Source organism: Campylobacter sp. 2014D-0216 (assembly GCF_014931215.1).
Classification (GTDB): domain Bacteria; phylum Campylobacterota; class Campylobacteria; order Campylobacterales; family Campylobacteraceae; genus Campylobacter_D.
On sequence record NZ_CP063089.1, the window covers coordinates 1142161 to 1155234 of the forward strand.

The 13074-nt window shown below is 32.5% G+C and carries 13 protein-coding genes and 1 pseudogene; 13 read left to right on the top strand and 1 reads right to left on the bottom strand.

Features of this window, described 5'->3' with window-relative positions; genetic code table 11:
- Positions 1-102 precede the first annotated feature (102 nt).
- The 4 genes and pseudogenes from A0083_RS08310 (at position 103) to A0083_RS05770 (ending at position 3024) form a co-directional block, all read left to right on the top strand.
- A pseudogene (locus A0083_RS08310) lies at positions 103-690 on the top strand (bacteriohemerythrin).
- An 80-nt stretch (positions 691-770) separates the two neighbouring features.
- Entirely contained in the window at positions 771-1334 is a 564-nt protein-coding gene (locus A0083_RS05760) for a bacteriohemerythrin (protein ID WP_197552730.1), read from the top strand.
- Positions 1335-1344: 10 nt separating this feature from the next.
- Positions 1345-1569: a CopG family transcriptional regulator gene (locus A0083_RS05765; protein WP_197552732.1), complete on the top strand. Its 225-nt coding sequence runs from the start codon at positions 1345-1347 to the stop codon at positions 1567-1569.
- 228 nt (positions 1570-1797) lie between these two features.
- Entirely contained in the window at positions 1798-3024 is a 1227-nt protein-coding gene (locus A0083_RS05770) for a major outer membrane protein (protein WP_197552735.1), read from the top strand.
- Between the two features lie 23 nt (positions 3025-3047).
- Here the strand turns inward: A0083_RS05770 and A0083_RS05775 are convergent, their stop codons facing one another.
- The gene (locus tag A0083_RS05775; RefSeq protein WP_197552737.1) at positions 3048-3245 is read right to left on the bottom strand and encodes a hypothetical protein; all 198 of its coding nucleotides are present in this window, start codon (positions 3243-3245) and stop codon (positions 3048-3050) included.
- Positions 3246-3307: 62 nt separating this feature from the next.
- Here A0083_RS05775 and A0083_RS05780 point away from each other — a divergent pair, with 62 nt between their 5' ends.
- From A0083_RS05780 to A0083_RS05820, 9 genes are read left to right on the top strand one after another with little or no spacing between them, the layout of a single operon-like run.
- Positions 3308-3748: a c-type cytochrome gene (locus A0083_RS05780; protein ID WP_442861592.1), complete on the top strand. Its 441-nt coding sequence runs from the start codon at positions 3308-3310 to the stop codon at positions 3746-3748.
- 15 nt (positions 3749-3763) lie between these two features.
- Positions 3764-4876 (top strand): ABC transporter substrate-binding protein, encoded by a 1113-nt coding sequence (locus tag A0083_RS05785; RefSeq protein WP_197552741.1) that lies wholly within the window; start codon positions 3764-3766, stop codon positions 4874-4876.
- Between the two features lie 11 nt (positions 4877-4887).
- Complete coding sequence (locus A0083_RS05790; RefSeq protein WP_120760873.1) at positions 4888-6003, top strand: ABC transporter substrate-binding protein; 1116 nt, start codon at positions 4888-4890, stop codon at positions 6001-6003.
- Between the two features lie 21 nt (positions 6004-6024).
- Positions 6025-6921 (top strand): branched-chain amino acid ABC transporter permease, encoded by an 897-nt coding sequence (locus A0083_RS05795; protein WP_120760874.1) that lies wholly within the window; start codon positions 6025-6027, stop codon positions 6919-6921.
- A gap of 1 nt (position 6922) precedes the next feature.
- Entirely contained in the window at positions 6923-7954 is a 1032-nt protein-coding gene (locus A0083_RS05800) for a branched-chain amino acid ABC transporter permease (RefSeq protein ID WP_120760886.1), read from the top strand.
- Positions 7951-8721, top strand: a complete 771-nt coding sequence (locus A0083_RS05805; RefSeq protein ID WP_197552743.1) for an ABC transporter ATP-binding protein — start codon at positions 7951-7953, stop codon at positions 8719-8721. The genes A0083_RS05800 and A0083_RS05805 overlap by 4 nt, the downstream gene beginning before the upstream one ends.
- Positions 8708-9403 (top strand): ABC transporter ATP-binding protein, encoded by a 696-nt coding sequence (locus tag A0083_RS05810; RefSeq protein WP_120760887.1) that lies wholly within the window; start codon positions 8708-8710, stop codon positions 9401-9403. The genes A0083_RS05805 and A0083_RS05810 overlap by 14 nt, the downstream gene beginning before the upstream one ends.
- A gap of 2 nt (positions 9404-9405) precedes the next feature.
- Entirely contained in the window at positions 9406-12636 is a 3231-nt protein-coding gene (gene ccsB, locus A0083_RS05815) for a c-type cytochrome biogenesis protein CcsB (RefSeq protein WP_197552745.1), read from the top strand.
- An 11-nt stretch (positions 12637-12647) separates the two neighbouring features.
- Positions 12648-13073, top strand: a complete 426-nt coding sequence (locus A0083_RS05820) for a hypothetical protein (RefSeq protein WP_197552747.1) — start codon at positions 12648-12650, stop codon at positions 13071-13073.
- Position 13074 lies beyond the last annotated feature (1 nt).

The following is a 13074-nucleotide window of genomic DNA, read 5'->3' on the forward strand; positions in this document are numbered from 1 at the left end:
TATTATAAAATTTTTACGTAAATTTAGCGTGAATTTAGCGGAGTTAAAGCGAAATATTTATAGAATATTAAATGTCTATAATTTACACACTAGGATTTTATCATGCTACCTGAATGGGACCGGAAATACAGTATTAACAACGAAAAACTTGATTCTCAACATCAAAAGCTGTTTGAACTTGCAGCAAAAGTTGAGGAAATTTCTGACAGACCTATTTATCAAGTAGAGTTAAAAAAGCTAGTTGCAGAATTTTTTAGCTATATCAAAGTTCATTTTCAAGATGAAGAAGCCTATATGACAGAGATCAAACACCCCTATCTTGAAGAACATAGACTAATGCACAAGCAAATCACAAAATCCATGATCAAGCTCATACAAAGTATAAAAAGCACCAATGATCTTAAAGAAAAATTATATCTTGTTGTTAACTCATGGCTTATAGAACACATCATTCAACATGATATGATGATAGAACATTAGCGCCAAAACACCCAAGTTAAAAACACCTCAGATACTTTTGAAGAAGAACCTCAAAAGCCAAAAAAATTTTCATACCAGTGTCAATGTGAAGGAAAAATTCACAAAGTGCCTTACGATATCCATCTTAAGATGCAATACTCCAAAGTCCAATTTAAATGCAAAGAATGCTCTGGCAACCTCATTCAATGCAAAGAAAAAACAGAAATTTAATAAAAAATTAATTATTTTTTAAAAAAAATTAAAATATAATCCTCGCATCATCTTGCACAAACACAAAACAAGGAGCGTTTATGCTACCAAAATGGTGTGATAAATACAGTATTCATAACGAAGAAATCGATAAACAACATAAAAAGCTATTTGAACTCGCAGCTAATGTTGAATTAATCTCAGACAAACCAGTCCACAAAGGACAAATCAAATTTTTACTTGCAGATTTTTTTAATTATATGAAAGAGCATTTTGCAGAAGAAGAAAAATATATGGCAAAAATCGCCTACCCTGAACTAGCACATCATCAAAAAATTCATAAAAGCATCATCCAATCTATGATAGATTTAATTCAAAACATCAAAAGCACTAACGACTTAAAAGAAAAACTTAATATCATCGCATCAAAATGGCTACTAGAGCACATTTTAAGAGAAGATATGAAAATAGAAAAATGGCATCAAGAACAATTAAATAAAAACAACTCTACACCAAGCGCTGAAAAAACACAAGAAATTTATGAATACATTTGCTCATGTACAGACAAAATCCACAAAGTTCCTTTTGAAATACATCAAAAAATTCAAACAACTAACGCAAGTTATAAATGCAAAACTTGCCAAGAATCAATTAGACTAAAATAAAGGCCATATAATGAATAAACGACGCTACACTTTAACCCTCTCACAAGAACTTTATGAACGCTTAGAAGCAACTGCAAAATTTTCCAAAAAGAAAAAAGCTACGATTTTACGCAATGCTTTAGAAAATTATCTTGATGAAATGGAAGACTTCGCACCTGCTATAGAAGCTCTAGAAGATTTAAAAGATGGAGACAGCCAAAAACTTGACAATATAATCAAAAAATTAAAATGCTAGTTTCCAAACATTAACTATCAAGGAGCATAATTACACTTGTAAAAGCAAACATTCATAGATAACTCCTTAGTTTTTAAAGATCTAGTTTTAAGCTAGATCTTTAAAGATATATTATCATCTTACAAACTCTTAAATACTTTATGCATTTTTTTATTTACTTTAAGAATTCTTATATAAAACTATGTTATAATACAAGTCATAGTTTTAATTTTAATAAGGAGAATTCTCATGAAACTAGTTAAACTTAGTTTAGTAGCAGCTTTAGCTGCAGGCGCTTTTTCAGCAGCTAACGCTGTTTCACTTGAAGAAGCTATAAAAGATGTTGATGTATCAGGAATGATGAGATACAGATTCCAATCTGACAGAAGAGATGTTGGAAACAGAACAGTAATGGTTGATAATAAAGAGGCTAGTGGTACTGTTAACGGTTACAATAGCTCTAAAAACAATGAACACAAATTCAAATCACAATTAAATTTTAAAGCAGCTTTAGATGATAACTTCAAAGCTTTCGTTCAATTTGAATACAACTCAACTGATCTTGGTTTTGGTGGAGCTAACACTCAAACAAACAAAACTTTCAATGTTAAACAAGCAAATTTAGAATACACTAACGAAGCTTATGCTACAAGCGTAACTTTTGGTAAATTAACTGTTGGTTCTATTTGGACTGATGATGCTGTAGGTACAGGAGCTAAAGTAGTAAACAACTCTATCGAAGGTTTAACTTTTGCTGGTTATTGGTTTGATGCACTAAATTGGCAAGATGATGGTGACTTCACAGATTTAAGTATCGCTAAATCTTCACTATATGGTGCTGCTGTATTAGGTGACTTTGATCCATTTGCATTCCAAGTATGGGCTGCTTATTCAGCTAACTGGGCATTCTTATATGCAGTAGATGCTAGCTATAAATTTGCATTCAATGACATGAATTTCAAAATCCAAGGTCAATACCTAGGAAACAGCTTAGACAGCGACAAAGAAAAACTAGGTCTTGCTGACAACAATTTCTACGCTGCTAAATTCAGCGGACAAATCTCTGCTTTTGATTTCCAAGCAGGTATCGTTGGTTATGGTGATAAAGAAAAATCAACTATCGTTACTTTAGAAGACACAGGTAGAGTAATCGCTCCAGGTCAACAAATTTTCTACTCTAACGAAGGAAGTAAATTAGTTGGTAGCCATGGTGAAAACTTCTTCTACTTTGCAGGTTTAGGCTATACTTTTGCTGAAACTTTAAGAGTAGGATTTGACTATATCGGTGGTAAAACTGAAAGAGCAAATGAAAAAGACATTGATAAAAACGAATTTGTAGCAAGTGTGTCTTATGCTTATAGTCCAAAACTTACATTTAGTGGATTCTATTCTTACCTAAATGAAGACTTCAACACAGCTGGTCAAGACGATACTAAAGATCAATTCATCAGACTTGAAGCTCTATACAAATTCTAATTATAAAAGCTAAGCCAAATGGCTTAGCTTACCATATCCAAAATAACCTCTTCTTTTAATCCTTGTATTTTTATATCTTTAACCTTTAATTCACTTGGCAATTTTTCCAATAAACTTACTTTATCTTGTATATTTTCTCTTGCAAGTAATCTTAAAATCTTACCTCTATAAGCCTTTACAAAATGACTTAATGCTTTGGAATTTTTTAAAAAAGCATGCATAAATCAAAACTGTTTATTTTTTTTAGATATAATCGAGCTTTATTTATAACTAAAAAAGGCATATAATGTTACGCTTGTTGATAATTGGCATTTTGTTTATAAATTCTGCAATGGCTTTTAATGTAAAGTCTTTATTTACATATACTTTTAATGACAATATTAGCTATGACTTAGACAAAGCTAAAGAAATATATTTTAAAAACAAATGCAATACCTGTCATGGAGAAAATGGTGAAAAAAATTCCTATGGAATGAAGGCGATCAAAGATTTAAGCCCTGAGGAAATCAAAGGAGCTTTAAAAGATTATGCCAATGGCTATTTCAAAAACCAATCAAGCGATAATATTCAAATGAGCATATATGCTAAAAAATTAAGCGACAGTGATATGAATTATATTATTGCATATTTAAAAGGGCAAAATTTTTCAATAGAGTTAAATCAAAAAGAACTCTTAGAAGAAGAACCTGCTCCCAAAACAAAAAATAATATATTTTTAAAATAACAAAAAGGAGTTTTTATGAAAAAAAATCTACTACTAGCTAGCTTACTTTGTGCTAGCACAATCTATGCTGCAGAAGTAAAAATAGGCGTGGTTTTACCACTTACTGGGGCTTTAGCAGCTTATGGTAATGATGTATATGAAGGTATCAAACTTGCAAATACCTTAAATCCAAATTTAAAAAATGGTGATAGCGTAAAAATTATTGCTATTGATACTAAAGGTGATAAAATTGAAGCAGCAAGTGCTACCACAAGACTTATATCCCAAGATAAGGTTTTAGGATTAATAGGCGAAGCTGTTACACCAAATACTATGCAAGTTTTATCTATAGCAGAAGAAAGAAAAATACCTGTTATCGCCCCTGTTGCTTCAGGCGATAAACTTTTAGATAAAAAAAGTTATGCTAGTAGAGTATGCTTTATGGATAGTTTCCAAGGAGATAAATTTGCCAACTATGCTTATAAAGATTTAAATTTAAAAAGCGTAGTGGTAATTGTTGATCAAAGTAATGTTTATTCTTTAGGGCTTGCAAGAGCTTTTGAAAAAGAATTCAAAAAAAATGGCGGGAAAATACTTAAAAAATTGACCATTTCTTCGGGTGATAAAGATTTTAAAGCGATTGTATCGCAATTAAAAAGCATCAATCCAGACTTCGTATATATGCCAATTTACCATCCTGAAGCAGCTTTAATCGCAAGACAAGCAAAAACAGTTGGCTTTAACAAGCTACTTAGTGCAGGCGATGGTGTTAACAACAAAACTTTTATCGAACTTGGTGGAGATGCAGTAAATGGGGTTATATTTACAGATAGTTTTGATTACAACAACCCACCAACTGATTTATCTAAACAATTCATTGCAGCTTACGAAAAAGATCATGGCACAAAAGAATTACCAGCATTTTCTGCGATGGGCGCAGATGCTTACTATGTAATGATAAATGCGATGAATGAATGCGCTAACAATCTTAACTCTCAGTGCATCAACGAAAAAATTCACTCAACTTCAAATTTTGAAGGTGTTGGTGGGGTTATTAGCATTGATGCTAGTGGCAATGCAAGTCGTTCTGTAGTCATAAAAGAAATACAAGAACAAAAACAAGTTTATAAAACTATTATCAATCCTTGAAAGGTTAAACTATGAAAAAAATTAGTTTTGCTATATGTTCTATTATAGCTGCCAACATCATACAAGCAAAAGAAATTAATATCGGCGTAGTTTTACCACTAACGGGAGCGACTGCAGCTTATGGACAAAGCGCTTTAGATGGGGTAAAAATCGCTAATTCAATGAAAAACACTTTAAGCAATGGCGATACGGTAAATCTTGTTGTGGTTGATACCAAAGGTGATAAAATAGAAAGTGCGAATGCTAGCACAAGATTAGTTTCACAAAACAAAGCCTATGCCTTAATCGGAGAAATGCTCACAGCAAACACTCTACAAGTAATTAGAATTGGTGAAGAAAAAAAGATCCCTGTTGTAGCTCCTGCGGCCACAGCAGATAAAATTTTAAATAAAAAATTATACGCAAGTAGAGTTTGCTTTATGGATAGCTTTCAAGGCTCATCTTTGGCAGCATATATTAAAAATAAGCTAAACTACACCAAAGCTGTAATCATTAGTGATCAAAGCGCTGATTATTCTTTAGGTTTAACAAGGGCTTTTGAAAAAGAATTCAACAAGCAAGGTGGAAAAATTTTAGATAAATTTAGAATTACCGCTGGCGATAAAGATTTTAAAGCTATACTTTCACAAATTAAAAATTTAAAACCTGACTTTATTTATCTACCTGTATATTATACCGAAGCATCTTTATTTGCTCGTCAAGCAAAAGCCATGGGTATTAATATCCCAATGGGTTCAGCAGATGGTGTAGCAGATGAAACCTTTATCAATCTTGCGCAAGATGCAGCAGAAGGGTATTTATTTACTGATAGTTTTGACTATAACAACCCACCAACCAATCTTTCAAAAGATTTTATCTTGGCGTATGAGAAAGAAAAACAAAGTAAAGAAGTACCAAATTTCACAGCTATGGGCGCAGATGCTTACTTTGTTATTTTTGAAGCAATGCAAAAATGTGTCAATAATTTCACAAGCGAATGTATTAATAATAATATTCATGCTACTTCTAAATTTGAAGGAGTTAGTGGGGTTATTAGTATCGATAAAAGCGGCAATGCCACACGTTCGATCGTAATAAAATCAATAGAAAATCAAAAACAAGTATATAAAGATACGATTTTACCGTAAATAAATTTTTTAAGAGGTTCAATGGATAGTTCTTTAATTTTACAGCAAATAATCAACGGTTTTAGCTTAGGTAGTATGTATGCGCTAATCGCTATAGGCTATACAATGGTCTATGGCGTTTTAAGACTCATCAATTTCGCACACGGTGATATCATGATGGTAGGTGCATACACAGCTTTATTTTGTGTAACAAGTATGAATGTACCATTTTTAGGTGCTTTATCCCTTGCTATGCTTTTTGCAGCAGCTTTAGGTATTGCTATTGACAGAGTGGCTTATAAACCTTTACGAAAAGCGCCTAGAATTTCATTACTTATCACAGCTATAGGTATAAGCTTTTTAGTACAAAATGTCTTCAATGTTTTATTTGGTTCTACACCAAAATACTTTCCTGTACCAAGTTATCTTGAAACAGTTATTCATTTTAACAATATCAGCGTTAGCATCAATACTATCTTGGTACCAATTTTGACATTTTTCATACTACTAGCAGTTTTATTTATACTTTATAAAAGCAAATACGGTATTGCAATTAGGGCTTTAGCCTTTGATATTCACACTGTAAATTTAATGGGTATTGATGCAAACCGTATTATAGCCATTGTATTTGCATTAGGTTCGGCTTTAGCTGCCGTTGGCGGAATTTTTTGGGCAGTGAGCTATCCTTCGGTTGAACCTAGTATGGGAACTCTTATTGGGCTTAAAGCTTTTGGTGCTGCCGTATTAGGAGGGATCGGTTCTGTAGCAGGAGCGGTTTTAGGGGGCTTGATTATAGGTTTTACAGAAGTAGTTGTGGTTGCTATTTTTCCTGATCTTTCTGGTTTTAAAGATGCCTTTGCTTTTATCTTTTTGGTGTTAATTTTATTATTTAAACCAACAGGAATTTTAGGTATTAATTTTGAAAAAAGTAGGTTTTAATATGGTTGCAAGAAAAATCACACATTTAAGTTTTTTTATTATAGCGCTTGCTTTTCTTTTTATTTCTCCTTATTTTTTCAATGATTATAAAATAGGAATTTTAAGCAATATTGCTATTTTTGTTATTTTAGCTGTAAGCTATAATCTTATCAATGGCGTTACAGGACAGTTTTCATTAGAACCAAATGGTTTTGTAGCTATAGGAGCATATGTTGCTGCTTTGGTTTTACTCACAAGCGAAAGTAAAATTGATCAATTTTCCTTAGAAGATCCAAGTAGCTTTATCTTAATGATACATTCACCAAGCTTCATTGTAGCTTTACTTGCAGCCGGTTTTTGCGCAATGCTTTTATCATTGATTCTAGCCTTTGCGGTTTTTAGAGTTAGAGGGGATTATCTTGCTATTGTAACTCTAGGCTTTGGTATTATTATTAAGCTAATGGCAATTAATTTTGCATCTGTTACCAATGGATCTTTAGGTTTAAATGATATTCCTAAGCATACTACTTTGTATTGGAGTGGCGGTATTGCTATATTCTCTGTAATTATTATTTTAAATATCGTTAGTTCTAAATTTGGTAGAGCTATGAAAGCAGTCAGAGATGATGAAGATGCAGCTTTAGCAATGGGTATTAATACTTTTAATATCAAAACCTTAGCTTTTAGCACTTCAGCTTTTTTAGAAGGCGTTGGAGGAGGCTTGTTAGCTTGTGCTTTAGCTTCAGTTTCACCAGAGCAATTTGACTTTTTATTTACTTTCCAGCTTTTAATCATTATTGTATTGGGTGGTTTAGGTTCAACTACCGGAGCTATAATAGGTGCTATTATCGTAATAGGTGGAAGTGAATATTTAAGATTCTTAGATGAAAGTATGAATATCTTTGGCTATGAAACACCACCTATGCCAGGTCTTAGAATGGTTGTTTTTTCTATTATATTGATTTTAGTCATGCTTTTTGCAAGAAGAGGGATTATGGGGGATAAAGAATTGACAGATATTTTATTTAAGTTTTCTAAAAGGAAGAAAAAATGATTTTAGAACTTAAAGCAATTCATAAAAACTTTGGTGGCGTTACTGCGATCACCAACACTTCTTTTTCTATAAGAGAAAAAGAAATATTTGGACTCATTGGCCCAAATGGTGCAGGTAAAACCACTCTTTTTAATATCATCACAGGAAACTACAAACCAAGTAGCGGAGAAGTGTTTTTTTTAGGTAAAAAAATTGATCAATTAAAGCCCCATAAAATCGTACACTTAGGTATCGCAAGAACCTTTCAAAATATTAGGCTTTTTTCGAGCATGAGTGTTTTAGACAATGTCTTAATTGGTTTTGATCAAAGCATCAAATATAGCATTTTTGAAGCTTTCTTACACCTAGGAAGATATTCCAAAGCAGAAAAAAATGCTAAAAAAGCAGCTTATGAAATTTTAGAGCAACTCAATATCGCGCATTTAGCAGAAGAAAAAGCTACAAGTTTAAGTTATGGTCAACAAAGAAAAGTTGAGATCGCAAGAGCGTTGGCAACAAATCCCAAGCTTTTATTGCTTGATGAGCCTGCAGCAGGAATGAACTCAACCGAAAGCGATGATTTAGCTGAATTGATTTTTAACATTAGAGATCATAGAGGTATTAGTGTTTTATTAATCGAACATGATATGAAATTTGTTAACAAGCTTTGTGATAGGGTTATGGTACTTGATTATGGTAAAACCATTTTTGATGGAAAGCCTCATGATGCAGTACAAAACCCTGAGGTAATTAGTGCTTATTTGGGAGATTTTAATGCTAGTAGTTAAAGATTTACACGTATATTATGGCTTGATAGAGGCAATTAAGGGTATTGATTTTACCATAAAAACAGGAAGTATAGTTAGTCTAATAGGTTCTAATGGCGCGGGTAAAACTTCTACGCTTAATGCCATGCTTAATTGTGTTAAAAAAACCGGAGAAGTAAGTTTTTTAGGCTATGACACCCAAAGACACTTACCGCACACTTTAGTTCAAAAAGGTATTGCTTTAGTGCCTGAAGGAAGAAGAGTTTTTATCAATCTTACCATAGAAGAAAATTTAAAAATCGGTGCCTTCAATAATGCGGAAAATTATGAACACCTTAAAAATCAAATGTATAGACTTTTCCCAAGGTTAAAAGACAAAAGAAATGCACTCGCTGGTACACTTAGTGGCGGAGAGGCGCAAATGCTAGCTATCTCAAGAGCACTTATGAGCGAACCTAAGCTCTTAATGCTAGATGAGCCTTCCTTGGGTTTAGCACCTAAAATTGTAGGTGAAGTTTTTGATATTATCGTTAAATTAAAAGAAGAAGGTATTACGATTTTACTAGTAGAGCAAAATGCATTCTCTGCCCTAAAAATAAGCGATTATGCTTATGTTTTAGAAAATGGCAAAATAGCTATGCATGCTCCTGCGAAAGATCTCATAGGAAATGATGAGATTAGAAAAAAATATCTAGGAGCATAATCATGAAAAGACAACTTTTGGCTTTTGGAGATATTAAAATTTCTATTTTTTTATTTTTAATTTTTGCCCTATTTTGTGCTTTAGCTACTTTTATTGAAAGTGCTTATAATACACCAACAGCTTGGGCAATGATCTATGGTACTTCTTGGTTTGGTTTTATACAACTCATACTTGGAATTAACCTTTTAGCGGCTCTTTTTAAATACAAAATGTTCAACAAGAAAAAAATACCGCTGTTAATTTTTCATATCTCATTTTTATTTATCTTGTTAGGTTCTGCTATGACTAGATACACAGGATTTGAAGGAAATTTACACATTAGAGAAAATGAAAAAAACAACATCATAGAAACTTCAAAAAGCTATATCTACATAGCAGCTTTAAAAGATGATAAAGTATATAGCGCCTCAAAATCTGAATATATCGCAACCTTGCCTTTTGTAAACGATTTTTCATTTGATTTGATTTTACCAGATGAAAAAGCTCAAATTGCATATGAAAATTTAATTCTAGATGCAAAAGAAATTTTCATAGATGATAATCACTCTGCACCGCTGTTGTCTTTAATGCTTTCAAAAAATAACGAATCAAAAGAACTTCTTTTTCAAGCAGGTGATGTAGAAAATATTGATGGGGTTAATATTGCTTTTTTAAATGATACTGTACCAAGTCCTTATATCAAAATCGATAAAGATTTAAAAATCAGTGCTGATTTTGACTTAAAATACATGTCAATGAGCGATGGAAAAGAAAATGTTTTAAAGGCAAAGCAAAAAGCACAAGCTAAAGATTTAAGACTGTACTCTTTCAATGACATTAATCTTGTTGTTAAATTTGCTTCACTGCATGGTAAAAAAACTTTAGAAGGTGTTAACCAAGCTCAAGATGAAAGCTTTTTAACTTGGTTTAAAAATAGCTGGATAGAACTCAGTCGCAATGCTTTAATATCTTTATTTGGCGAGCCAAAATATTGGAATAATGCACTATTAAACCACGTTAAAGATTTTGCACAAAGCACTCAATACATGCCAACCCAACTTTCAGACAATGCTATCAATGCATTAAAATTAAAACTAAGTTACAAAGGTGAGTCTAAGGAAGTCTTTTTAGTAGAATACAACTCGCCTATTCGTATTGATGTAGCAGGTCAGCCTTTCTTTTTAAGATGGGGTCCTAAAGGAATAGAAATGCCATTTGAAATGTATCTAAAAGATTTTGAATTAGAACGCTATCCTGGTTCTATGTCTCCTATGTCTTATGCAAGTTATGTAGAAATTGACAATGCGGATAAAAAATTAGAATACAAAATATTCATGAATAATGTCTTAGACTATCAAGGCTATAGATTTTATCAAAGCTCTTATGATCAAGATGAGCTTGGTACCATACTTTCAGTTAACAAAGATCCAGGGAAAATTCCAACCTATATTGGGTATTTTTTACTTACACTAGGAATGTTTTTAAATATTTTAAATCCTCACTCAAGGTTTAGAACCCTAGCTAGATTAATCAACCAAGACACACTAAAAAAGACTAGTGTTGTTTTAGCTTTCGCTTTCATGCTATTTAGCACATCTAATTTACATGCGATTGAGCCTATTAAGGTTGATGAAAACCACGCCAAAGAACTTGCTTCTTTAGTAGTACAAAAGCCTGATGGTAGAATGGTGCCTTTTAATACTCTAGCTATGGAAGTATTAGAAAAAATTCACAAAAGCACAACTTTCCAAGGTCAAAGCGCAGAAGCAACCATTATATCAATGATTTTTGATGGAAGTGCATGGTATGATAAAGACATCATTTTCATGCCAACTAGTCGCTTAGTAAATGATGAAATTTCTAAAATTTTAGGCATTGAGCCTAGGTCTTATACTAGCTTTAAAGATTTTTTCACAACCGATTCTTATAAACTACAAAAATACGTAGAAAATGCCAACAGAAAAAATCCAAACCGCAGAAGTGTTTTTGATAAAGAAATCATCAAGCTTGATGAAAGAGTTAATATTGTAAATTTGATTTTTTCAGGTGATATTTTTAGATTTATTCCTTTACAAAATAGCACCAACAATCAGTGGATTGCGCCGCGCGAAGCTTATATTGGTTTAAAAGGCGAAGAAGGTGCGGAAGTAAGACTTATCTTAGAAAATTACTTCAAGGCAGTGAGCAACTCCCTTGCTCATAATAACTGGGAAGAAGCAACTAAAAATCTAAATATCATCAAAGATTATCAGGCAAAATACGGCCATGAAGTTATGCCAAGTGCTAAAAAAATTAGCACCGAAATCTTTTTCAATAAAAGTCAAATTTTTGTAAACCTAGCACCTCTTTACTTGTGTGCAGGATTTTTGCTTTTGATTATTGTTTTTATCAAAATGCTTATGCCAAAAATTCGTATTGATTTTATTTTTAAATGTGTTTATGTGTTTAACATCGTAGCATTTTCCATCCATACACTAGGCTTGGCTTTGCGTTGGTATATAGCAGGCCGCGCACCATGGAGCAATGCTTATGAGAGTATGGTTTACATCGCTTGGGCTTTATCTTTATCTGGTATTTTCTTCTCAAGAAAAAGCCCTATTGCGCTATCGCTAACTTCAATTTTAGCTGGGGTTACCTTAGGAGTAGCTCATCTTAGTCAAATGGATCCGCAAATTACTAATTTAGTTCCTGTATTACAGTCTTATTGGTTAACCATACATGTTTCAGTTATTACTGCTAGTTATGGATTCTTGGGATTATGTGCGTTGTTAGGTATCTTTGTACTTATTTTGTTGTGTATGTTAAAAGTTAATGGAAAACACAATGAAAACATCTTAAGAAACATCACAGAAGCAACAAGAATTAACGAAATGGCAATGATTTTAGGACTTTGCTTACTCACTGTGGGAAATTTCTTGGGTGCTATATGGGCAAATGAAAGTTGGGGAAGATACTGGAGCTGGGATTCTAAGGAAACTTGGGCATTAATTAGTATTTTAGTTTATGCAGCTATTTTACACATTAGAATGGTTCCAAAATGGGCAAATCAATACACTTTTGCTGTATGCTCTATGTTTGCTTATTGGGTAATCATTATGACTTATTTTGGTGTAAATTACTTTTTAACCGGTATGCACTCTTACGCAGCGGGTGATTCTGTAAAAATTCCTGATTATGTGTATTGGGGCTTTTTATTCATGGTATTGTTAAGCTTAATAAGTCGATCTAAAAAATCTTATGCAAGAAAATTATAAGAAAGGAATAAATGAATAATACTCTTTTTGTTTTTTTAATTATTGCTTTAGTGGTGGTTATTGCACTTGGAGTTATTTTGATTTTATTTTTTACACACAAAGACAAACAACCCAACAAAACCAACATAAACAAAACTCCAAAAATAAGCGGCATAGAAGATTTTATCTCCAAAGCCAATGCCGCAAAAAATTCGCAAGAAATTCAAGCATTAATCTTGCAATTTCTCAATTCACAAAAACTCGGATCTAATCCAAAAGATAGTGCAACCAAAAGAAAGCTTGATTTCATAAGCGCTATCTCAGCTAATGCCAATGCTACCCCTAAAAACATCTCTTTTTTAAACAATGAACTAAAAAAAAGATATAGCACCTTAAAAAAAGAAATCGATGCATATGAACAAATAGGTTTAGCAAAAAGAAAAATGAGACAATCTTAAG

Bases quoted from the DNA above. Each gene is read 5' to 3' on its own strand.
- A0083_RS05760 (WP_197552730.1), top strand. From the start codon at position 771: ATGCTACCAAAATGGTGTGATAAATACAGTATTCATAACGAAGAAATC.
- A0083_RS05765 (WP_197552732.1), top strand. From the start codon at position 1,345: ATGAATAAACGACGCTACACTTTAACCCTCTCACAAGAACTTTATGAA.
- A0083_RS05770 (WP_197552735.1), top strand. From the start codon at position 1,798: ATGAAACTAGTTAAACTTAGTTTAGTAGCAGCTTTAGCTGCAGGCGCT.
- A0083_RS05775 (WP_197552737.1), bottom strand. From the start codon at position 3,245: ATGCATGCTTTTTTAAAAAATTCCAAAGCATTAAGTCATTTTGTAAAG.
- A0083_RS05785 (WP_197552741.1), top strand. From the start codon at position 3,764: ATGAAAAAAAATCTACTACTAGCTAGCTTACTTTGTGCTAGCACAATC.
- A0083_RS05790 (WP_120760873.1), top strand. From the start codon at position 4,888: ATGAAAAAAATTAGTTTTGCTATATGTTCTATTATAGCTGCCAACATC.
- A0083_RS05795 (WP_120760874.1), top strand. From the start codon at position 6,025: ATGGATAGTTCTTTAATTTTACAGCAAATAATCAACGGTTTTAGCTTA.
- A0083_RS05800 (WP_120760886.1), top strand. From the start codon at position 6,923: ATGGTTGCAAGAAAAATCACACATTTAAGTTTTTTTATTATAGCGCTT.
- A0083_RS05805 (WP_197552743.1), top strand. From the start codon at position 7,951: ATGATTTTAGAACTTAAAGCAATTCATAAAAACTTTGGTGGCGTTACT.
- A0083_RS05810 (WP_120760887.1), top strand. From the start codon at position 8,708: ATGCTAGTAGTTAAAGATTTACACGTATATTATGGCTTGATAGAGGCA.
- ccsB (WP_197552745.1), top strand. From the start codon at position 9,406: ATGAAAAGACAACTTTTGGCTTTTGGAGATATTAAAATTTCTATTTTT.
- A0083_RS05820 (WP_197552747.1), top strand. From the start codon at position 12,648: ATGAATAATACTCTTTTTGTTTTTTTAATTATTGCTTTAGTGGTGGTT.